This window comes from Clostridium punense (assembly GCF_017874425.1).
GTDB classification, from domain to species: Bacteria; Bacillota; Clostridia; order Clostridiales; family Clostridiaceae; genus Clostridium_J; species Clostridium_J punense.
Genome location: NZ_JAGGLL010000015.1, coordinates 26201 through 49772, shown reverse-complemented (window position 1 = coordinate 49772; position 23572 = coordinate 26201). Strand labels below are relative to the sequence as shown.

Sequence of the window (23572 nt, the reverse complement as noted above, 5' to 3'; positions counted from 1 at the left end):
CCCTCCTTACTCCATCCTTACAAAAGGTTCCATTAAATCTGGAAAGCCCACTTGTGCACACCCAATGCAAGGTGTATTATCTCCAACGGGCCAATTTACTCTGTCATTCCAACGCCTTGTTGGGCAATCTGTTCTAGTTACAGGCCCACGACAGCCTAATTTAAACATGCACCCTTCTTGACCAACAGATTCTGCAAAAATTCTATTTTCGAAAAAGGATCTTCTCTCACAATAATCATGAATAAGATTTCCATAAAACATCTTAGGTCTATTAAAATCATCTAGTTCTGGCTCCCCATATAAAATTAGATTTGCTATGGTTCCCATAACCCAATCTGGATGACAAGGGCAACCAGGTAAATTTATAACTCTCCTATTTTTTAGGAACTGCTGCACACTCATACATCCTGATGGATTAGGTGCAGCTGCTGATACTCCACCAGATACTGCGCAAGCACCTACAGCCAAAATATATCTAGCATTGGCACCTGCTAAAGCTACTTTATCTGCGGCTGAAATAAGACTTCCATCATAGTAAGCAGAATAGGTATATGCGCCATTATCCTTTGTAGTTACAGCGCCATCTACAATCATTATAAAGTCTTCCTTTATTACTTCTGTAAATTCTTCAAAAGCTTCGGCCCCTTGTGCTAACATTAAACTGTTTGTATATCTAAAATTTACAACCTGGGTTATAAAATAATTAAAGGATGGTGCATCTGCATTTAAAAAAGAAATAATATTTCCAGAGCACCCAGTGGCTTCTATCCATACTAAATTTATCTTATCTTTTCTTTTTTCACTTATTTCTCTTACTGCCTTGTGAACTAATTCTTGTGCTCTAGATCTTATCCTATTATTAATCCTACATTCAGACACAGTTATTCCTCCTGCTTCTGAAGAAGTCCAATCCTCGGAAGCTTATTTACTACATTTGTTGTCCCATGACATGCATAATATTGTGCTGTTCCATCGGTTCCAGCTTTAACTCCAAAATGTGTGCCTCCCCCCCATCTTGCCACTAAAGTTACATCATATACAATTCCATCCACTGCAACGTATGCAGGATTATTATTTGAACCATCATATTGTTTTAACTCCTCTAAGGTAAATATTCTATCACCTTGAGAGTTTTGTGTAGTCCCCTGACCTTCTCTCATCCCTAACTTATCTTTATATTCCCATTGAATTAAAGAGACTTTTTTATTTACTTCTGTAAAATACTTATACATTTCTTTTATGTTTATTTCATAATTCATAAAAGCATCTCCCGAAATTATTATCTTAAATAATAATATGTTTTAAAAAAAATATATATGAACATAACTTTGGGATATTCTTATATAGAGCATAAATTTTAGTTCCTAAAGGACTTTATCAAATTAGTTGCGTCCACTTACAACGTAAATGTTAACTCTTGTCTTTAAAAAGATAAAAGCACAAAATTCTACTTTCTCTTCGCAGGTTTTGTGCTTTTATATTTTATCTAAGCTATTAAAATTTCATCTTTACTTGAGAGACTATTTTAAGTCAGTTCATACCTTCTACTAATATTACTACCATCATGGCCATACCGTATTTCCATCAGAGTTTAGAAGAGAGTTGCAGGAACACGTAGCAAGAGCTGTTATAGAAGGTGCTACATCATTTTTTTGCTAAAGAATCTGCAAATATTAAACTGTAGGTTAAATATGTATTGAATCAGTGATTATGTTCATTATATAGATATGGTATAATAAAAATACATCCATACATTTGAATATAGAGATTCAGTAGGCTTATTTTTGCACTTCAAGTTTTTAATTAATAACTATTATGGTGTTGCTCATTAACGCAAGAGGAGATGTATGATTATGAATAATTCTAAGGTAAAAAATATAACTTCTACAGAAGCTAAAGACTTAATCCATGAAAACTCTGATACAATTATTTTAGATGTAAGAACAAAAGGTGAGTATTTAAGTGGACATATACCAGGTGCAAAGCTTGCTTCTCTTAACCTCCTACCTGATGATATTGATGATTTTGAAGAGTATAAAAACAAACCTATAATTATTTATTGTGCTTCTGGAGTTAGAAGCAAAACAGCAGTAAATATTCTTCTGGAAAATGGATTTTCAGATATCCATCATCTATATAAAGGATTTTCAAGTTGGAATTTTGATATAGAAAAATAATCTTTTATTTTTAAGAAAGTTTGTATTGCTAAAGTTAAAATACAAATCAGGTTGAAAATGTGCTTTACATGCAAATAGAGCTGATATTAATTGCTTAATATCAGCTCTATTTCAAATTATTTTATATTTAACTCAGCTTATGCCGCGTTATTTTTTTTGTTTCTTCCGTATTTTCTATCATAGTTAGCATACATTACAAATGCAATTAATGCAAATATAATTGGTCCTGCTATACTAAATACAGTAGTTTTTACATCACCGTTCATTGCTGGTTCTATTATTGTAAAGAAGTTTGCAAACCCAACAGTAAATGTTACTATTATAGTAGCTATCAAAGAGAAGCTTTCAGATTTGAATGCCACGAATGGCTTTTCAATTTCTTTCTTTCTCTTAAATGAAATGAATGCTATAGATAAGAACATATATGGTATTGTCATCGCAACGTTAGTCATCGCAACTAAAATTTCGAAGAACTTAGCAACTTCATCTCCACCGAAGGAAACTAATGCTATAATAACGATAACTATTATACCTTGAACCCACATAGCGTTTACTGGCATTCCATCTTTTATCTCGCTCATTTTTCCTGGCCAGATTTCCTTTGGAGCACCTTCAATTAACTGCTTTAATGGAGCATAAGATAATGTGAAGAATGCACCAGTTAAAGCTAGTAGCATTGATAATCCAACGAATCTAGCTACCCAGTTACCCATTGAAGTAGCCACTGCTTGTGAAGCACCAAATGCTGTTCCTAATTGGTATCCAAGATTGTTCATTACAACGTAACCAACGTTACCCATGTGAGCCTTATCACCTGAAAGTACTGCTTGCCAGTTTGTAAACACACCAACACAGAAAATACCAATTGCATATCCGATTGCAATTACTATAGCTGCAGAAGTGATACCTTTTGGGAAATCTCTCTCTGGATTTTCCGCTTGGTCAACAAGACCTCCAACAACCTCTATTCCACCATAAGCAAATATGGCGAAAACTAAGAAAGAGAAAGTTGCAATCATACTACCAACATATTTAGGATTTGGTGAAGTTGTGAATGACATTGGTTGTTGTAATTGTCCACCATTTCCGATAAATACAAGGATTGCTCCAACGATTAAAACGATGTTTAGTGCTGCAACTGCAGTACCACCAACTGCAGTAATCTTTTTAATCTTATCCATTCCTTTAGAAGATGTATATGTTACAAATAATATCCAAAGAATTGCTAGTATACCTAGCGTTTGTGATGGTGCTAATCCGAACAGTGACCAAGTTTTACTTTTGTCTACTCCAAATATAGCATTTGAGAATGGAACCCAGATACCTGAAGATACGTTAACCATCCATATGATGTTTGAAGAATACCACATGAATGTTGCCATAAATGCATATCTTGGTCCAACTGATTTTTCCATCCAAGAGAATATTCCACCCTTTTCATTTTTAAAAGCTGCACCATACTCAGCCATCATAAATGCAAATGGAATAAAGAAAGTGATTGCTGATAAAATATACCAAGGAATCGCTGCATATCCCATTAAGTAGAATGATCTTGGCATGTTGTTAAATCCATAAACTGATGTAAAAATCATTAGTATTAATGATACCAGTGTTAACTTTTGAGTGTTATTATTGTTCGATGCCATTTTTTGTCCTCCCTTTTAAATATAATTTAATAAATTAATTTAACTTACTTGCAAGTATCATTATACACACAGCGACAAAAAAAGCAATATTTCTTAAAAAGTTTAAATTTTTGCTCTTTTTCGCCAAATTAGAATATTAACTTTAACTCATGTTATTATTTCATAAAAACTTGTTTACAACGTGTATAATGTATTAAAAGTGAATGTTGGTATTGTTTAATATTTAGTTATTACAAGTATTGTAGTATAAAAAATAAGAAAATAATTCTGAACATTAGTGTAAAACCTTTACAGTTCTGAATATTTCACTAATACTAACTAAATATTTCAAATCAATACATCCTCTATGAATATTGTTTCTCAAAATACATTTTTTATGTACATAGTTTTGGCACTAGCATAAAAGGCACTGAGTTTGCCTCAATGCCCTTTTATCTTTGAATAATATATTGTATAACTTTTTTGTTATGCTGATTCTCCCCATTTAAAAGTGAGGAATTAAGTTATTTAATAATTACTTTTTTTAGAATAAATTAATTACTCTCAATATTTCACTTTAAAACTATCACTATAAAACAAGTTTTAAATTTACTTTAATTATATAGCTCTAGTAGCTTCCTTTAACCAAGCTCTTTCTTCTTCATTTAAATATGCTTCCAATTTATTGTAAACTAGCTCATGATAGTTATTTAACCACTGTTTTTCTTCACAAGATAATAATTCAACTTTTATTGCCTCTAGTTCAAATGGACAATAAGTTAAAACATCAAATCTCATAAACTTGCCAAATTCAGTTTCTACATCTTTAGCAACAGCTATTATATTTTCTAATCTAATACCATGTTTGCCTTCTCTATAAATTCCTGGCTCATTTGATATTAACATGCCTTCCTCTAAGGTAACATTTGATATTTCTTTTCTAATTCCTTGTGGTCCTTCATGTACATTTAATAAATATCCTATTCCGTGACCTGTTCCATGTTTGTAGTCTATTCCTCTATCCCACATTGGCTTTCTTGCAAGAATATCTAAGTTACATCCAGCAATTCCATATAGGAATTTAGCCATAGATAATGCCATGTTTCCTTTTAAAACTAGAGTGTAATCTACTTTTTCTTCCTCTGTTAACTCACCTAGTGCTAGAGTTCTAGTAATATCCGTAGTACCATCTAAATATTGTGCACCTGAGTCAATTAAGTATAAGCTCTTTGGCTCTAACTTAGAATGATTTTCTTCAGTTGCATGGTAGTGAATTATTGCTCCATTTGGACCATATCCAGATATTGTAGAGAAGCTGATATCTACAAAGCCTTCTCTTTCACTTCTAAACTGTGTAAGTTTATCAGCTGCAGTGATTTCTGTTATTTCTGTGTTTCCTATGTTTTTCTTTAACCAATTAAAGAATTTTACCATAGCAACACCATCTTTTGTCATAGCATTTTCTACATTCTTAAGCTCAACTTCATTCTTTCTTGCTTTTAAGTCAGTAGTAATATTTCTTCTCTCAACTACTTTTACGTTACTTTTTAAAGCATCTTTTATCCAAACATTTGTCTTTGTTGGATCATAAGTAACTACTGATTTTTCATTTAACTGAGCTACATCACTAGCTACATCTTCGTAAGCTTTTACACTTACACCATTTTCTTCTAAATACTTAGAAATTTCCGCATTTACTTTTTCCTTATCTAAGTATAAAGTGCAGTTATTCTCATCCATTAATAAATAGCTTAAAAATACAGGGTTACATGGTACATCTGCCCCTCTTAAATTTAAAAGCCAAGCTATATCATCTAAAGAAGCTAATACAAAGTCAGAAATTCCTTCTTTCTTCATTTCTTCTCTTACCATAGTTAGTTTTTCACTTAAAGATTTGCCTGTATACTTTAATTCATGAATAAACATTTTTCCCTTTGGCATACTTGGTCTATCAGTCCATATTTTTTCAAATAAATCCTCTTCTGCCTTTATATTTATGTTCTTGCTTTCAAGTGGTGCTTTTAAGCTATTTAGTGCTGCAACTGTGAATACTTTTCCATTGAATGCCACTGTTGAACCTGACTCAAGATTATCTCTTAACCACTCTACATGATTTTTAACTCCAGGCTCCCCAAGTTTCTCCAATACATAACTTGTGCCTTCTAGTTCTTTGGCACCTTGCAGGAAGTACCTTCCATCTGTCCAAAGATGAGCTTCCTCTAAAGTTATTACCACAGTACCAGCTGACCCTGTAAACCCACTTATCCATTGTCTTGCTCTAAAATACTCACTTACATACTCACTTCCGTGGTTGTCATCACTTGGAATTATGAAAGCATCTATTCCTCTTTCTCTCATCAAGTTTCTTAAGCTACTAACTCTTTCATCAACATTCATGATTATGCCTCCTATCTAATATGTAACATTTTGTTAACTTAAAATTATTTATAGGGAATTAATGTGAAACTTTACTTAGTAACGTTTCTCTTTATTCCCTTAGAACTGTTTAATGCAGACGAAGCAATCTTCATCTTATAGTCCTATACATGTTATGTAATGCTTAAATTTGTATACTTTAGCAAAGTAAACTAAATTATACAGCTATTATATTATATTGTTCTTAAAAGTACAAATATTTTAAACAAATTTACTGTTCAAAATTTGCGCTCTCCTCTCCACATCTAATAATTTATACCTTTTTCTATAATAATATTCTAATTTCAATACATGTAAAAATTCTATTTAAGTCAGTATAAAATCTTACTTATGTACCCTTTATAAAACTCTATATGAAATACAAATACTTAAAACTATTAGCTTAAGATATCATCTAAGTATTTTTTATAAGGAGTAAGTTTACAAATTATTATTATATTTTTAGTGCTCTTTTTGGTTTACTGTCAATAATATATAGTGTGTATTAATGATTTTTAAGCTTTTTATAAACTTTTAAATTTAATAAATTTACTTTTGGAGGGGAAAATGAAATCAATTTTAAAAAAAGACTTTACTTGTGGCCTTAAGTGCTTAGCTCTTACTATTGTATTTATATCAATTATAACTTTACCATTAACAGGCTGTTCAACAAAAAGCGCCACTAATAAAGAACCAATTATAACTAATAGCAATAATAGCACTAGCAGCACACCTGCTAATAACACTACTAACAGCACTTCTGTTAGCTCTACTCCCAATGCTACACCTAATTTGGATATTAATGATGAAGAAATTGTCACTTTACTAACTAATGGAAATGATAGTGTTAGAAAACTTCAAAAACTTTTTGATACAAGCAAAATCCTAGAGGCTACTGAAGAAGGAAAACCCTTTGGCTCCTATGCGCCTTTAAAAGGTTCTACTTTTAAAGATATGGACGCCTTACAAAGTTATCTTTCTAAGGAATTAGGTCTAAATAAATACTTTTCCATAGATTTTAATAAGAAATTTGTAAATTACCTATCTAAAAATATTAACAATGAATATTATGTGGCTGTTGGTGATTTTGGTCCAGGATTAAACGTAAAAGAAAGTAAAATAATTTCTAAAACGCCAGATAAAACTAAATTAGTTGTCACTTTTTCTTCTCCATCTTTTTTTGAAGATAGCTCTCGTGTAACCAGAGAAGCGACCATAATCCATGATGGAGAAAAATGGGTAATTGATAAGATGGACACTTGGGGTATGCCAACCTTAGGTAAGTAATAAGCATACTCATCTATTTTATGCTATATTGCGTCAACAGGTTCCGTAGACAGTTTTACTTTCTACGGAACCTGTTTCCTCATTTAACTGAAAATATACCTTCACATCTTTAACTTATAATTATTTTCAGATATCTTATTAACTTCCTATCATAGGTTAAAACTTAAAATCATAGGTATCTAGAACCCACTTTGGCATAACAAAACGCGCTGTTTTTAAAGGATCCACTACTTGACATATTTCAGTGTGTCCTACTGCACTCATAAGCATTGCTATCTTATGGAGTCCCATAGACATTCTTTCTTTTAAAATTTCTGCCATGTCAATTGTAGCCTGATTTACTGCCTCCTCTAAGTTTATCTCTGATGCAATAGTTGTAAAGCTTTCTATATTTTCTAAAACTGGGTTATTAAGCTTTAAGCCCTTTACAACCTCCAGCTTAACTTTTACACTACCGGCAATTTCTATTCCTGTTACACCAATTTCCCCATCCCCCATTGCTGCATGTAAGTCTCCTAATGCAAATAAGGCTCCATCGGTAAACACTGGAAAATAAATAGTGGCTCCTGTAGTAATCATTAAGTTGTCCATATTGCCACCATGATGTCCTGGGGTTCCTGAACTAATTTCTTCCTTTGAAGGTGCTACCCCAATAACACCAATCATTGGATTTAAAGGAATAGATAACTGCTCATCAAAAATCCCCTGGTTATCCTTAATTGGTATTATTTTAGATTCCGTTCCTTTTAACATATGTCCTAAAACTCCAGAGCCCTCACCTGCTACCATAACTCCTTGATTATTTAACTTTATTTCCTCTATGATAACTTTTAGAACATCACCCTCCTTGGCTTCTTCAATATAAATTGGCCCAGTAGCTGGGTTTATTCTTTCCCAATCCATAGCTTCTAAAGCATCCTCTGGAGTTTGTAGTTGATTAGAAAAACAATCATAGGTATGTATCTCTACTACATCTCCTGAGTTTATCTTAAGTGCTGGAGTATTTTTACTAGAAAATTTAAATATACTATTACTACACAACTGAAAATCCATGACTTCTCCTCCTAAAACTGAAATTAACCCTATATATTTTTATAATACTTAATATTATTTTACACGTTAAAACCAATAATTTCTATAATTTTCCCACTTTTCTTAAAAGACTACTGTATCTCTCCCATAACTCCTTTAGTTAGTTTAATAACCATCGCTGGCTCTTATGAAGTTACATTACCATACTTTATTTAGGCTTTAATTGGGTTATTCCAACAATAATAGGTGGTGGTGTTGGTTCCTTTATTAAAACTAAAAATCATCATAGTATTTTTATAAAAAGTGATAACTATCATAAAAACCCAACCTATTGACTTTCCTAGGTTGGGTTTTCATAATTATCTTCTCACACTTGAAAATATACTTATCACACTACATAGTGCCCTTGATTGTAAATTTATCTTGCTCAATATTAATTTTATATTCAAAACAAATTAAGGGAACCAAGGTAGGAGTAGTGTATAAACTAAGTCCTGACTTTGGTTCCCTATATTAGGCATTTTCAAAAAATAAACAAGTCAGTATGTTTGTCTATTTTGAGTTATACTGCGTCAACAGAACCTGTTTCCTTGTCTAACTCAAAATATCCTTCACATCTTTGACTTGTTATTTATTTTCAAATGCCTTAATAAAACTTCTATTTAAAATTATAGATCGTAGTAAAGTTCAAACTCTATTGGAGATGGAACCTTAGCTATTTTCATTACTTCTTTGTCATATTTGAACTTAATCCAGTTATTGATAAAGTGCTCATCAAACACTCCATCTTTAAGTAAGAAGTCATGGTCTTTCTTTAACTCTTCAAGAGCTTCTTCTAAAGAAGTTGGAAGAGCTTCTATTTTGTTTCTTTCTTCTTCTGGCATATCAAATACATTTATATCAAATGGTCCAAAACCTGCTTCTGTTGGATCTATTTTATTTAGAATTCCATCAATTCCAGCCATTAAAAGAGCTGAGTACGCTAGATAAGGATTAGCTGTTGCGTCAGATGGTCTAAATTCAAATCTACGTTTTTCTGGATTTTTTACATATCCAGGTATTCTTATAACTGAACTTCTATTTCCTGTAGCAAAGCATATTGATACAGGTGCTTCAAAACCTGGAACTAATCTCTTGTATGAGTTAGTAGATGGGTTGGTGAAGGCCAATAGTGCTTTAGAGTGTCTTAAAATACCACCTATGAAGTATAGTGCTTCTTGGCTTAATTTTGAGTAACCTTTCTCATCATAGAATAAGTTGCCTCCATTTTTCTTAAGAAGCATATGAACGTGCATTCCACTTCCTGCTTCACCATAAAGAGGTTTTGGCATAAAAGTAGCTGTTTTTCCATGTCTTACTGCTTCATTTTTAATTACATACTTAGCTATCATTGTAGCATCAGCCATTCTTCTCATTTCGCCTAATTCTACTTCTAGCTCTAGCTGACCTGCTGCTCCTACTTCATGGTGATGATATTTTACATCTACTCCCATGCTTTCAAGTTTTAAAGTCATTTCGCTTCTTAAATCATTATTTAAATCATATGGTAGATCTCTATGGTATCCTCTTTGGAAAGGAACTTTGTATCCATAGTTCTCTTCTTTTTCGTTAGTATTCCAATAAGCTTGCTTAGAGTCTATTGTTACTTCTTGGTGGTTATTCTTAGCTTCAAAGCTAATATGATCGAATAGGTAGAACTCAAACTCTGGTCCTATTACAAATTCATCAGCTATACCAGTTTTCTTCAAGAACTCTTCAGCTTTTTCCGCAACAAATCTAGGGTCTCCACTAAATCTGCCTTCTTCTTTACCTACAGTATAGATATTTGCAATCATGCTCACAGTTGGCACCTTGCAATATGTATCAACAAAAGCAGTGGTTAAGTCTGGTATAAAACACATATCTGAGTTTTCTATGCTTGAATATCCATAACTTGAACCGTCAAAACCTATGCCTTCTTCAAAAATCTTCTCATTTAATCTTTCCACAGGAATTGAAAGGTGGTTCCATCTTCCTGGTAATGTAACTACTTTAAAATCAATTATTTTAATCCCATTTTCTTCAACAAATTTTTTCAGTTCGTTAAAATTCTTAAACATATATTTTTCCTTCTTTCTTGAAATATTTCGAATTTTCCCTATTGTTAGTATAGTATAAAAATAATTTATATACAAATTAATTTTTTATAACAAAATCCTATTTAACCACATTTATGCAAATTATCTTTCTCTATATACTGCTTATGAAGTTTTTCTTTCATTTATAAAATTATTTCTCTTCTTCCTTTAAAAGCTTAAATTACTTTACCTTGTTAAACTTTTGGTCTTTCCATCGCTATTAAATCAATCTCTTATATTGATTAAGCTTTCTCTAAAATAACCATAATAACTAAAATTTCGTTACTTACGTTTCAATGAGTTCAGCTGATTCTTTTCTTATTATTCCATTTTATTTATAATTAATTACTAGGCCTTACTTTCTTATTTTTATATTTTATCTTCACTATAGCTATCTTTCTTTAAGATACTAGCAAAATATAGTTTTAAAGCACATTCAAAACTACATGAAAAATAGCGCAAGTAGTAATTGATGAGGTTTTTAAATAAATCTTTCCTAATAAATATCCAGTTAATATGTGGAATGAAATTCCCATGCAACCCCAAAAACCTTGATTAGTAAAATAGCTTAAATGTATAATTCCAAAAGCAATAGCCTGAATTATATTTGCATCTTCATTATTCACGTGAAACCCCTTTAGTCCTGAAATCAACAAACCTCTAAATAAAAATTCTTCAACTAAAGCAGGGTATATAAATCCAAAAACTAGATTTAGTAAAAGGGCTATCACATTTCCAACAAGTATAGTACTCTCCTTATGATATACGCTTATAAGCCTTAATAAATCCTTTCCACCAAATGCTCCTTTGAATATAGTTACTACAATGAAACATTTAATAACTATTAATATGTCTTGTTTAGAAACTTTAAAATTAAACTTTTTTATATTTATAAAAAAATGAGCAATTCCAAAAACCATAATTAGAATTAATATTGGTACTAAAAGTATTAAGCTTGAGAAGAAATCTGATATACTTATTGATGTGCTACTAGTGTCTTCATGTAAACTTGACACCATATAAACTATATGTGTTAAGTAGAATATCATGAATGGTAATAAAGCCTTTCTATCTGATATTATTGTTCTATTAGCTTTTTTAGTATCTTCTCTCCCACATATATTTATTACATAAATACTAATCCAAATACTAGGAGTGTACGCTAAGAACTTTGATAATGGCTTGAGTTCGGAGTCTCTAAAGTAAAAGCAATAAATAAAATAAGTTGTAGATAGAATCACTAAAAATAGTAATTCTTTCTTTTTCATATTATTATCCATAAAATAGTCCATCCCCCAAAAATAACATTGTGTAATTAAATGAAACACATTTTATAAATATGTAGTTTCCAAGGTGAATTGTACCATATTTTCCCTAAAACCTCAATTATAGGGTTCAAATTAATACATTGTACATTTCTTAAAGCAAAATTGAGCTTATTTATCTACTCTGGACATAGAAGTGATTATATATCCTTATAAATAATAAGACAGCTATAGGAGGAATATTTTTTCCCTTATAGCTGTTCTTATTGATTTAATATAAGTTTAAATATTTAACATTGTATTATTTATAGGCATTTTTAATCAAATGCTATTTTAAATATATACATATATTTGTTAGTCATATTCAGAATAAACATTATTCATATTACTAAGAAATCTATTTTCCCTTAGATTAACTCTTTTAAAGCTAAGAAGAACTTTTTAGTTTAAACACCCTCTTAGGGCACATTTCCTTTAAAAACAGTGAGTCAAATTACACTAAAGCAAACATCTTTTACTGTACATTTTCCTGACTTAATATGTCTTTTCCTATTCCATAATACTTCATCATTTCATCTTTAGGTACCATGCTTCCTCCAGTAGCCCAAACTATGTGAGTAGAATTGTTCATCTTGTTTTTCAAGTTACTGTTCTCCATATAAGTTCTTCCTTCTACAGTTTTAAATAGCTTAGATATACCTACCATACCAGCAAGGGCTGAAGGCTCAAGATAAATATTTTCTGTATCTACAAGAGTGGTTAACAATTTATAAAGCTCATTATCCTCTACTGTATAAACTCCACTTAAAAGTTCTTCCATGACTTTACCTATAAACCCTGAAGCTCTTCCTACAGCAAGTCCATCTGCAATAGTTAAATTATCTATACCAAAATCTTGCACTGAAACCTTATTATGCTGCTCTGTAGCCATTCCAACTAACATACATGGTGAGTGAGTAGGCTCTGCAAAAAAACAGTGAACATTATCTTTAAATATTAACTTGAGTCCAAAAGCTACACCGCCTGGTCCTCCCCCAACTCCACAAGGAAGATACACAAATAAAGGATGGTTTTCATCTACTAATACCTTCATTTCCTCCAATTGATTTTTAAGCCTTAAGGCTGCCACTGCATAACCTAAAAATAAGTCTACAGAGTTTTCATCATCTATAAAGTAGCTATTGGAGTCCTTTTCTGATAGCTTTCTTCCCTCTTCAACTGCTTTGCTATAATCAGACTTATACTCTACTACAGTTACGCCCTTACTTCTTAAAAGATCCTTCTTCCACTGTTTTGCATCTGCAGACATATGAACTGTAACCTTAAAGCCTAATTTCGCACTAATAATTCCAATACTAAGGCCTAAATTCCCTGTGGAACCTACAGCCACTGAATACTTAGAAAAGAACTCTCTAAATATATCACTGTCTATTATTGAGTAATCATCTGTCTCCTTTAATATTCCTTCTTTTAAGGCTAGGTCCTCAGCATGCTTTAAAACCTCATAGATTCCTCCCCTAGCTTTAATAGAACCTGAGATAGGAAGATGGCTATCACATTTTAACAATAAATTACCTAACAACTCACCATCATAGTAACTTTCCATGTTAGCCTTCATATTATTAATTTTAAACAGTGCCGATTCAATAATCCCCTTTGTTATTTCTGTTTCAGGAAATACCTTAGCAATAAAGGGTGCAAACCTCTTAAGCCTCTGTTCAGCATCTTTTACATCTAATTCACTTATACTAATGTTTTTCATAGCCTCATGAAAATTCTTACGTTTAGGATTTATCCAAAGTACTTCTCTAATGTCCATAATATCTTTTAATACTGGGTATTCCTGTATCCATTGTAGTTTTGATTTTCCCAAAATAAACTCCTTATCCATGGACCTATCCCCCTTAATTTACTTTATTTAATTATATTACATATAATCAAAAATATCAGTATCTAAGAATTCTATTGTTGTAAAGTATTCATCCATATAACTCATTTTAGTTTGAAAACCTTTTATGTTTAATGTATTATTATGTAGGGTGAAATTTATGAAAGAATATCTTAAGAATCTATTTAATAAGCATAAAGAAATTATTCTTTACTGCATTTTCGGTGCATTAACTACTATAGTGAATATAATTACCTACTACGCTTTTTCACATGTATTTGATATAAACTATATGATAAGTAATATAATTGCTTGGATTATTTCAGTATTATTTGCTTATGTAACAAATAAAATCTATGTGTTCAAAAGTTATAATATAAAGGTGAGGTACTTAATAAAAGAATTCTCTACTTTTGTAAGTTGTAGATTACTTTCTGGTATTTTAGATATTGGAATTATGTATATTTTTGTAGATGTGTTAAACTTAAATGATTTTGTTGTTAAAATCGTTGCAAATATTATAGTTATAATAATAAATTATATTTTGAGTAAAGTTATGATCTTTAAAAAATAGTTTTTAGGAATTATATATACTATCAATGAATTCCAATCTTGTTACAAAGTAGTAGGAATAGAATATCAATCTAAAATATAAAAGACTTAATAGAACAAATATTAAATTGTCCATAATACTTTATTTTTAATTTTAGTATGATAAAAAACCACCACCCTAAACTAGACTTCTTCTTAGCTTATGGTGGTGGTTTATGTTTATATAACACTACTTTTTCTTATACTTAAAAACCAAATTACTCTTATTTTTATAACCTAAGACTACTACTAAAAAGATTATTAAACCAATCAGTGATGACAAAGCTCCTAATTTAAGTCCTGGTGTTGTATAACTCAATGATACTTCATGATGCCCATTAACTAAAGGAATCCCCATGAACATATTATTAGCTTTTAATATTTCTACATCTTTACCATCAACTTTTGCTTTCCATCCAGAATTCCATGGAATACTGATACAAAGAATTTTATTTGATGACAAATCAACAGTACCTTCAATAGTATTGCCGAGCACCTTAATATTCTCTAAGGGCTCACTTTTTAATAACTCTGCGTTAATAGGGTAATTATCCATAGGTTGACAATAGATTTCTATGTCCTCTAAGTTAATAGTTTTACGCTTAGGAAAAGTAACTATAATAGATTCTAAGGGATTAGTTCTATACCCTAAGTTAATAGAATAATTCTTTTGCCCAAAATACCATGGTGATTGCTTTTCAAGGGCTTTAAAGTTTTTCCCTCCATCTTGAAAGTTTATGCTGGCATAAAAAGGTGAGTCATCAGCTTCAAGATTCTTGAACCTAATATATGTTTCACTATTCTCAATTCCTTTAAATTTAATATTCATTTGAGCATTATCTTGAGATACAACTAACTTTCCATCTTCTAATCGAACACCTTTAGAAGCTTCAATTTCATACTCTAGTTTTTTTAATGTAATGTTTGGTTCTTTTTCAGTAAATCCTTCAATTCTTTTAGGTAGAGCTACAGACTGCATCATAGAATCTTGTTTTTCTAACCCGTTTAGCTGAGAATACTTATCCATACTTGTAAAAGATGAGTAAGTGTAACCTAAAGGTAGTGCATACCTATTTTCATACACAACATCTGTCTTTTTTCCTCTTTGCTTAGAATAAGATTCTACAAATCCAAAAGGTATATTATCATTTCGACCAGTTTCCAAAGAAAAATACCTTACTGATGATAATGTTTCAATAGCACTTCTTGCGTCTACTCCTGAAATATTAAATAGAGGTTGTGCTCTCCAGTTTTCTAACTCATAATGCATATCTGCAAGAGATGAGTTAACTAAACTATAATAAATTGATATTCCTGGATATTCTCGAATAGCTGGAATATTATTAACAATATTAGTGGATGAATCTATTCTATAAAACTCTCCCTTTGGTATTGGCAACGCTGAAGATGCTGGTGTATCGAAGATCTTACCTAATACCTGCTTTTGATTCTCAAACTGTGAAATATAATTGCTTATTGTTGGTGAAAATAAAAAATTACAATTTGCAATTAAGTTTATACCAATAAAAAGAGCAATAGCACTATATCCATATCTAAAGCTCTTCTTGTTATCTTCATGCTGGAGCAATAAGATAACTACAAAACATAAAGCTAGCATAGCTAAGGAGAATAAGTTTGATACATTTCTTGTAGCTTTATCTGTAATACATATTGTGCCATACAAACATACAACAAAAAATAAAACGCCCTTTTCTTTTAAGGTTATTTGGAAAATATATGGTAAATATTCAACAACGATAAAAGAAATCAATAGTGCAAATCCAAAAGTCCACCTTCCAGATACATATCCAAATCCATTCATCATATATGAAAAGAAAGGTACAATTGAAAATATAGATAATATTAAAAATAGAACTCTTATAGTTCTATATTTGTGATTTCTTCTTGTGAACATGATGACAATGCAAAATAATACTATTGCTGCCATTCCTAGGTACTCCCAGTTAAAGGGAGGTCCAAGAAACTTTATAAAAATATTTTTATATCCCTCTACATCATAACTAAATAGATTAATTATAGGGCTATCTTTTGAACGCCCACTATTTAAAAATCCAATTACTACAGGTATAAAAATTATGCCTGCCATTAGCACACCCGCAATATAGAAAATCACACATCTAAAAAAAGCAGCACATAATTCTTTTACTCTATTTTCCTTGACTAAATCAAAAAACCGTACAATAGCATAAATAAATATAAATACAGTAATCATATAAAAAAAGTAAAAGCTACTTATGGCTGAAATAAATATCATGGTTATAAATAAGTGTGGTTTTTCTTTCTTTAACACCTTATCTAGACCTATTATAATTAGTGGTAGATAAATCATGGGATTTATAAAATAAGGATGCCTGATTCCAGAGAATACAGCGAACCCAGAAAACACATATATCAGTGCTCCTGAAACTGATGGCATTTGCTCCTTTTTGAAATAAAAACACATGGATAAAAAGGTTATTCCTGATAAGTAAGTTCTTAAAATTATAAACCCATTATAAAGATAGACAGAATACTTTACAGGCACTACTGCTGATAAAAGCATTAGTGGATCACCCAAACCATAATAATGAAAGGTCTGAATTATATCTGAGCCCATTCCTAAATTAAAATCGAACATTGGCACAACAAAATTTCCTGCTAAAAAACCTCTAATTATTTTCCTAAAGTACTTTCCTAAATATATTAGAGCAGGATAATGCTGAGTAGTTCCATCAATTTGTGCCCAAACAAAGGATTTTCCATTTTGCCAAAACCCAATATAACTAAATAAAAATATAATGCAAAATAAAACTGTGTATATACCAAAGGTTAATAGTTTTGTATCTTTCCCTTTATTATATAAGTCGTGCATTATTTTCGAAGATTTGTCTTTCATATTATCTAATACCTTCATATATCTCTCCCTTATATAACTACTACTTAATCGAGACTTCTTTCCTTTGCAATGTAAATTGGTCTTTGCTTAGTTTCTAGGTAAGTTTTAGATAGGTATTGACCTAATATTCCAATACAGAACAGCTGGATTCCTCCTATAAAGGTAATTGCACAAATCAAAGAAGGATATCCTGCTACAGGATCACCAAAAATAAGAGTTTTAGCAACAACAAAACAAATTATAACAAATGCTGCTAGACAAAAGATCATACCAAAAACTGATGCCATTGCTAAGGGCACAGTTGAAAATGCTATAATCCCTTCTAAGGAATAAATAAATAACTTCCAAAAGGACCACTTTGTTTCCCCAGCAACACGCTCTACATTTTCATATTCAAGCCACTTAGTCTTATATCCAACCCAACTAAATATCCCCTTAGAAAATCTATTGTATTCTTTTAACTCTAATATGGAATCCACCATTTGTTTAGTCATTAATCTATAATCTCTAGCCCCATCAACAATTTCTGTCTTAGAAATTTTATTTATTAATGAATAAAAACGTCTTGCAAAAAATGAACGAATTGGAGGTTCCCCCTTGCGAGATACTCTTCTAGTTGCAATGCAATCGTATTCTTCATTGACAATTCCCCTATACATATCCACTAGTAACTTAGGTGGATCTTGCAAGTCAACATCCATAATAGCAATATAATCACCTTTTGCTTGTTCAAGTCCAGCATATATAGCCGATTCTTTCCCAAAGTTTCTTGAAAAAGAAATATATTTAATTCTTTTATCCTTGTCATTTAGTTCCCTAGCTACTAATAAAGTATTATCTCTTGAGCCATCATCAACAAATATCACTTCAAAATCAACGCACTCTTTCATTGTATCTGCTACTTTAACTATCTCATTATAAAATATAGGCATTGCTTCTTGCTCATTAAAGCACGGTACAATCACCGATAGTAACTTCATTTGTCATAACCTCTCTCCCAATACTCATATCTTTTATATTCCTTTTGATAGGATAATTTTATAATACATTTTATATAAAAGCAAATTTCACAAATTACATTTCCCCTACTGCTAATACCTTCATATTCAATGCTTAAACCCCAATTTCAATTATATAGTTCACAATTTATTTACTCATAGTAATTGTCTCCTCATTTAACATCAAATTCCTTAAACTTATAAAACAAAAAACCTTGCTAAACTCTACAATTTAGTAAGGTTTTTTCCTATATATTTATTAAATGATCTTCTAACTTGCTATATCTTCTTCCAAACTTTTATCTGCCAACTTTTTTCTCTTACTTCCATATAGTCTTACTGCAGTTAAAAAGGCTCCTATGACGCATATGCTAGCTGCTGTAATATAAACATAACTCATTCCAAAAACAAAAACATCTTCACGTCCTGCAACATAGCTAAAAACAGGGTATCCTATCTTATAGCTCATACGGTTATACAAAATACTTGTAGATAAAGAAACTCCGATAACCATGCCTAAATTTCTAATTAGAGCATTAACACTTCCCGCAATTCCAAGCTTATGTTTAGGCACCGTAGACATTACTAGTGAATTGTTTGGAGATTGGAATAGTCCATTTCCTATGGACATAATAGCCACAAAGCACACCATAACCCAAGGACTTGAATACTGATTTAAGGTAGCCATTAAGAATAGCCCTGTGCTTGTAAAAATAAGTCCTAAGAATGTCAATACTTCTGAACCTATTTTATCTGACAAATAACCACTAACTGGAGCCACTACAGATAAAATTAGTGGATAAACCATCATAAATAATCCTGTTATTTCTGGAGGTAGCTTCAATACATTTTGCAAATAAAAAGGTTGCATTATATTTGATGAACCAATAGATATAAAGGATGTAAAAGCACAGAAAATACTTAGTGAAAATAAAGGATTATGAAATATATTAAGGTCAAGTAAAGGTACTTGAAGCTTTCTCTCAACAACAATAAATAAAATAAAAGCTAAAATTGATATACTAAATCCTGATAAAATAATAAGACTTGTATAACCTAAATGTTGACCAAAGGTTAAAGATGAAATTAATGCTACTATGAAAATACTAAATAGTATTGCTCCTTTAAAATCAAAGTCCTCTTTTTTTGACAAGCCATCCTTTGGAAAGTTTTTCATTGCCCAAAAGAAAGTAAATATCCCTATAGGGAGATTTATAAGAAAAATATATTTCCAACTTACTAAGGATATAATAAATCCTCCAAGTGGTGGTCCAACCATTGTTCCTAAGGCTACAAAGGTTCCTGAAACCCCTAGTGCCCTGCCTCTTTCATTAGCAGGAAACACATGGGTTATAATTCCTTGACTAGTTGCCATGGTTGCCGCAGCACCAATAGCTTGTACAATTCTAGCTATAATTAATACTCCTAAAGAGTTTGTGATTCCGCATAGTAAAGAACCTATAGTAAATAAAATAATACCAAACTTAAAAACTGTAGTTTTTCCTTTAATATCCCCAAGTCTTCCGAATATTAAAATTGTAGAAGAAATTACTATTAAATAACTTGTAACTACCCATTCTATGGATGCCATAGTTACTCCAAGCTTGTTTGCCATTACAGGTAAGGCTACATTTACAATACTACTGTCTAAGCAAGACATAAAAGTCATTAAAACTACATTGAATAAAATAATCCATCTATTTTTATACAAAACTTCATTCTTATTTGTCATAAATTAATCTCCTTCTTCAACTTTTTCCTTATGTTTTTTGTCTTAGGCATCTTCAAAAAATAAATAAGTCAGTATGTTAGCCTATTTTGTGTTATACTGCGTCAACAGAGCCTTTAGATAGCTCTACTATCTGCAGAACCTGCTTCCTTGTCTAACCCAAAATATCCTTCACATCTTTGACCATTATTTATTTTCAGATGCCTTACCCAAAACTCTGCTTAAAAGTTCTTCAAGCAATTCCTCCTCATCCTTTGACAAGTCTTTGGTTATTATTTTAATCCATTGCTGAATTTCTTTTTTTATCTCTGGAACTATAGCTCTTCCCTTTTCAGTAAGATAGAGTTTGTAAGCTCTTGAATCTTTTTCATCTTCTTCCTTTTCTATATACTGAAGGTCTATCAACTTTTTTATGGATCTTGCTGACATAGCTTTATCCACATTTAGTTCTCTACTAATTTCATTTTGGTTTATGCCTTCTTTTCTATAAAGTACAAGCAAAAATGGATAAGTTCCACTTGTTAAGTTAAGTTTTGCCATAGCTTCATCAGTGTAACTTTGTGTAATCCTAGAAATGGTATTGACATATTTTATTAAAGCACTATTTTCCTCTTGCATATTTCCTCCTTGAAAACTAAATGTAAATTTTCCCCTTATACTCCTAAAAATTCTTAAGAACATTTTATTTCACTTAAAATTTTAGTTAATTACACCATAAGTATTAATCATTACCCATAGTAAGATATTAGTTATGATTTTAAATTTTTAAGCTTCAGATATTAGCCTTTTATTATAACTTTAAATGCTGTAACTTAGATATCTACACATTTTTAAGATGAACTTATATTTAGATTTTAAAAGAAGAGTGTAGAAGTAATATATAAATTAGGTAATAACTTTAATTCTCTATATAATAAAATACAACAATATAGTTGATTAGTCAACTATATTCATACATAGTTTAAATTTAAACAGGAGAAAATAATTAAGCATTATTGGATTAGCTTATCCTATGCTAATGACCAAATATAAAATAAACTTGTGGAAGGAGTGTTATTCATGGATAGCAAGAATAATAAAGATTATGTTAAGTTTAATGAAACTAAAAGTGACCCTCAATTTCCCTTAGAAATAAGTTCAAAAATGAATTGGGGAAAGGATAAAAATCCTCTAAATACATCTAAATCTAATACAGATGTAGAAGAAGAAATAGATTTATCCTATAAAAATGGTAGTGGCTTAGAAACTTAGAATTTTCCCCTAAAAAAATCACTATACTCTATTAATTTTTACAGTATAGTGATTTTATTTTTAAATAATAAATAGGTCTATTTAGCTCAATAACTTTGAAAGCAAATTTGGACCGCCACTTAAAGTAGGTGCTACACTTGAGGCTTCCAAAATTTTATTAAAATCTCACAAGTTATATAAATAATTGCATATCAGAATTTAAAGCATCCTTTAAATACTCTTTAGCATCTACAATTTGTAGCTCTGGAATCATTTCCTCTTCTTTAAAGCCCATTACGTCTACAGACATTTTACATCCGTAAAACTTTACCCCTTTTTTTCTTGCTCCATTTAAAAAATCTATTAAATGTGGCGCCTCATCACTATCCATCATTTTTAAAAGCATTTCCTTTCCCAAGCCAGCAAAGTTCATTTTAGATAAAGGTAACTCCTCTGGTCCCTTTGGAGTCATCATAGAAAACATCTTTTCATATAAGGTTTTATCTTCTGAAGATAGCTTTTCTGGATCTCTTAAAAGCATTAAACCCCAAAAGGCGAAGAACATTGTTACCTCTGCACCTAATTCTCTAGCTGAGTTTGCCATTATAAGTGCTGCTAGAGCTTTATCATACTCTCCACTAAAAAGAACCATGTTAACCCTTTTATTTGAAAAGTCATTCTCCCTGTTAGGGTTATCATTATTTGTATTAATCATTGTCACAACTCCTTTACATAATAGTAAATTGTGTAATAACTTCAAGTTTAAAACTAAACCCAAAGGTAGCTAAATATTGTTTCACATACAGGGTTATTGTAAGCATTTTAGCTACTTTTAATACCAATAAAGTCCTATCTAGATTCTACAATATTTATCACCTAACCATAAATAATCCTAGGCTTTATACTAGCTATGTACTGTGAGATTCTCCATCTACTCCTTGCACCAAGAAAATATACTCTTTATGGAATAAATGAATCCATTCATAGTCCCATAAAAAACAGCAACTTTTTTATAATTTTTATGCAATTTAAAAGCTTCTAATCACAAGGCATTAGTGAGTCATTTTTAATAAAACCTCAATTCCCTATATAATAAAAAATGATGTATTATTGTGAAACCAATAATACATCATCTTACTCTCTTACTTTTTATAATGTTTTTAAGATTATCCTAACTCTTTTTTACTTATCCACCTAATTAACGAAAAGCCAACTATCAATGCTAAAATTGCTGGAACTACACTAAATCCTGCTGGTATTTCTAGAAATACCGGAATTAGTGATCCAAGTACAAAACCTAATATCAGCATATAAGTTTTTCTTGGGTGTTTTTTTAGTAAATTCTCTATGGTTCTGGCAGTTCCTAGAGTTCCTAAAACTATTCCTAGCCCCATTGGAATTAAAAAAGCTATATTCCTATCATTAACAGCACCTAAGAAAACACCATATAGTCCCAAAGCTAGCATCATAAAAGATGCACTTATTCCTGGAAGAATCAATGCAATAGCTATAATTATACCTATAACAAAAAGGAATATAATGCTCATAAATCCTTTTTGTGTAGCTAAGGCCGTTGTCTGGGTAGGTTCCTTAGACATAATAAGTACAATTACAAATCCAACTATTAAAAATAATATATCCTTAATATCTTTTTTGCCCTCTGTAGACTTTTTGTATAACACTGGAATTCCACCAAAAATAACTCCAATAAAAAAGAATCCCATTATTGCTGGATATTTATTTAAAGCATTTTCTAATAGTTTACTGAATAACACTATTCCCAATAGTCCGCCTAGACCAACTTGAATTAAGAATAAAGCATTTCCCTTCCAATCCTCGAAAAAGGAACTTATAGAATGTATTAAATCATCGTAAATTCCTAGGATTACAGCCATGGTTCCTCCACTTACGCCTGGAACTAAGGTAGCAATTCCTACAACTATCCCTTTAAAAAAGTTAACGAATTTCTCCATTATATCCTCCTATTTTATCTATTTAGGTATCTAAAAACAAATAACAAGCCAAAAATGTGAGTGATATTTTATGTTCACAAGCAAGCTTATGTTCACAAGCAGGCTTGTGCCGACAGGGAAACAGGTTTCTTAGATAATAGCGCTATCTATGCGTTTTGTTGACTCATTATAACTTAAAATAAGTAGTCATACTGGCTTATTTATTTTTTCAACATACCTTATAGCCATAAGTTAAATTATAACTCCTAAATATAGCTTTGTAAAATAAGTTTTTCTTAAGATTTTATTACTAAGGCATCTGAAAACAAATAACAAGTCAAAGATGTGAAAGCTGTTTTGTGTCCACAAA

General features: G+C 30.9%; 18 protein-coding genes. 4 read left to right on the top strand and 14 right to left on the bottom strand.

Features of this window, described 5'->3' with window-relative positions; translation table 11 throughout:
- Positions 1-6: 6 nt before the first annotated feature.
- Positions 7-885 (bottom strand): hydrogenase small subunit, encoded by an 879-nt coding sequence (locus tag J2Z44_RS10620; RefSeq protein ID WP_378109387.1) that lies wholly within the window; start codon positions 883-885, stop codon positions 7-9.
- Positions 882-1259 carry a cytochrome b5 domain-containing protein gene (locus tag J2Z44_RS10615; protein ID WP_021283724.1) on the bottom strand — a complete coding sequence of 126 codons (378 nt, stop codon included), beginning with the start codon at positions 1257-1259 and terminating at the stop codon, positions 882-884. The genes J2Z44_RS10620 and J2Z44_RS10615 overlap by 4 nt, the downstream gene beginning before the upstream one ends.
- A 594-nt stretch (positions 1260-1853) precedes the next feature.
- On the opposite strand from J2Z44_RS10615, the gene J2Z44_RS10610 reads away from it, so the two are divergent.
- Positions 1854-2177: a rhodanese-like domain-containing protein gene (locus J2Z44_RS10610; RefSeq protein ID WP_031271533.1), complete on the top strand. Its 324-nt coding sequence runs from the start codon at positions 1854-1856 to the stop codon at positions 2175-2177.
- Positions 2178-2314: 137 nt separating this feature from the next.
- On the opposite strand, the gene yjeM is transcribed toward J2Z44_RS10610, so the two are convergent.
- Both yjeM and J2Z44_RS10600 read right to left on the bottom strand, forming a co-directional pair.
- Positions 2315-3823: a glutamate/gamma-aminobutyrate family transporter YjeM gene (gene yjeM / locus J2Z44_RS10605; RefSeq protein ID WP_209649558.1), complete on the bottom strand. Its 1509-nt coding sequence runs from the start codon at positions 3821-3823 to the stop codon at positions 2315-2317.
- A 597-nt stretch (positions 3824-4420) separates the two neighbouring features.
- The gene (locus J2Z44_RS10600) at positions 4421-6199 is read right to left on the bottom strand and encodes an aminopeptidase P family protein (protein WP_021283721.1); all 1779 of its coding nucleotides are present in this window, start codon (positions 6197-6199) and stop codon (positions 4421-4423) included.
- Positions 6200-6784: 585 nt separating this feature from the next.
- Here J2Z44_RS10600 and J2Z44_RS10595 point away from each other — a divergent pair.
- Positions 6785-7504 carry a DL-endopeptidase inhibitor IseA family protein gene (locus J2Z44_RS10595; protein ID WP_209649557.1) on the top strand — a complete coding sequence of 240 codons (720 nt, stop codon included), beginning with the start codon at positions 6785-6787 and terminating at the stop codon, positions 7502-7504.
- A 156-nt stretch (positions 7505-7660) separates the two neighbouring features.
- Here J2Z44_RS10595 and J2Z44_RS10590 read toward each other — a convergent pair whose 3' ends face one another.
- From J2Z44_RS10590 to dsdA, 4 genes are all read right to left on the bottom strand, one after another.
- Positions 7661-8557, bottom strand: coding sequence for an acetamidase/formamidase family protein (locus tag J2Z44_RS10590; protein ID WP_021283718.1), 897 nt, complete (start codon positions 8555-8557; stop codon positions 7661-7663).
- Positions 8558-9204: 647 nt separating this feature from the next.
- Entirely contained in the window at positions 9205-10635 is a 1431-nt protein-coding gene (gene glnA, locus J2Z44_RS10585; RefSeq protein WP_021283717.1) for a type I glutamate--ammonia ligase, read from the bottom strand.
- 443 nt (positions 10636-11078) lie between these two features.
- Positions 11079-11933: a CPBP family intramembrane glutamic endopeptidase gene (locus J2Z44_RS10580; protein ID WP_021283716.1), complete on the bottom strand. Its 855-nt coding sequence runs from the start codon at positions 11931-11933 to the stop codon at positions 11079-11081.
- 499 nt (positions 11934-12432) lie between these two features.
- Positions 12433-13809 carry a D-serine ammonia-lyase gene (dsdA, locus tag J2Z44_RS10575; RefSeq protein ID WP_209649556.1) on the bottom strand — a complete coding sequence of 459 codons (1377 nt, stop codon included), beginning with the start codon at positions 13807-13809 and terminating at the stop codon, positions 12433-12435.
- A 157-nt stretch (positions 13810-13966) separates the two neighbouring features.
- Here dsdA and J2Z44_RS10570 point away from each other — a divergent pair, with 157 nt between their 5' ends.
- Complete coding sequence (locus J2Z44_RS10570) at positions 13967-14380, top strand: GtrA family protein (protein ID WP_209649555.1); 414 nt, start codon at positions 13967-13969, stop codon at positions 14378-14380.
- A gap of 207 nt (positions 14381-14587) precedes the next feature.
- Here the strand turns inward: J2Z44_RS10570 and J2Z44_RS10565 are convergent, their stop codons facing one another.
- The 4 genes from J2Z44_RS10565 to J2Z44_RS10550 all read right to left on the bottom strand — a co-directional run bounded on the left by J2Z44_RS10565 (position 14588) and on the right by J2Z44_RS10550 (position 20638).
- Entirely contained in the window at positions 14588-17311 is a 2724-nt protein-coding gene (locus J2Z44_RS10565; RefSeq protein ID WP_021283712.1) for a YfhO family protein, read from the bottom strand.
- Positions 17312-17337: 26 nt separating this feature from the next.
- A complete protein-coding gene (locus J2Z44_RS10560) occupies positions 17338-18273 on the bottom strand; it encodes a glycosyltransferase family 2 protein (RefSeq protein WP_021283711.1) in 936 nt (311 codons plus the stop codon).
- A gap of 289 nt (positions 18274-18562) precedes the next feature.
- Positions 18563-20023: an MFS transporter gene (locus tag J2Z44_RS10555; protein WP_021283710.1), complete on the bottom strand. Its 1461-nt coding sequence runs from the start codon at positions 20021-20023 to the stop codon at positions 18563-18565.
- Between the two features lie 183 nt (positions 20024-20206).
- Positions 20207-20638, bottom strand: coding sequence for a MarR family winged helix-turn-helix transcriptional regulator (locus tag J2Z44_RS10550; RefSeq protein WP_021283709.1), 432 nt, complete (start codon positions 20636-20638; stop codon positions 20207-20209).
- Between the two features lie 441 nt (positions 20639-21079).
- Here J2Z44_RS10550 and J2Z44_RS10545 point away from each other — a divergent pair, with 441 nt between their 5' ends.
- A complete protein-coding gene (locus J2Z44_RS10545) occupies positions 21080-21271 on the top strand; it encodes a hypothetical protein (RefSeq protein WP_021283708.1) in 192 nt (63 codons plus the stop codon).
- A gap of 172 nt (positions 21272-21443) precedes the next feature.
- On the opposite strand, the gene J2Z44_RS10540 is transcribed toward J2Z44_RS10545, so the two are convergent.
- Positions 21444-21965 (bottom strand): DsrE/DsrF/DrsH-like family protein, encoded by a 522-nt coding sequence (locus tag J2Z44_RS10540; protein WP_021283707.1) that lies wholly within the window; start codon positions 21963-21965, stop codon positions 21444-21446.
- 451 nt (positions 21966-22416) lie between these two features.
- Entirely contained in the window at positions 22417-23223 is an 807-nt protein-coding gene (locus tag J2Z44_RS10535; RefSeq protein WP_021283706.1) for a DUF368 domain-containing protein, read from the bottom strand.
- Between the last annotated feature and the right edge of the window lie 349 nt (positions 23224-23572).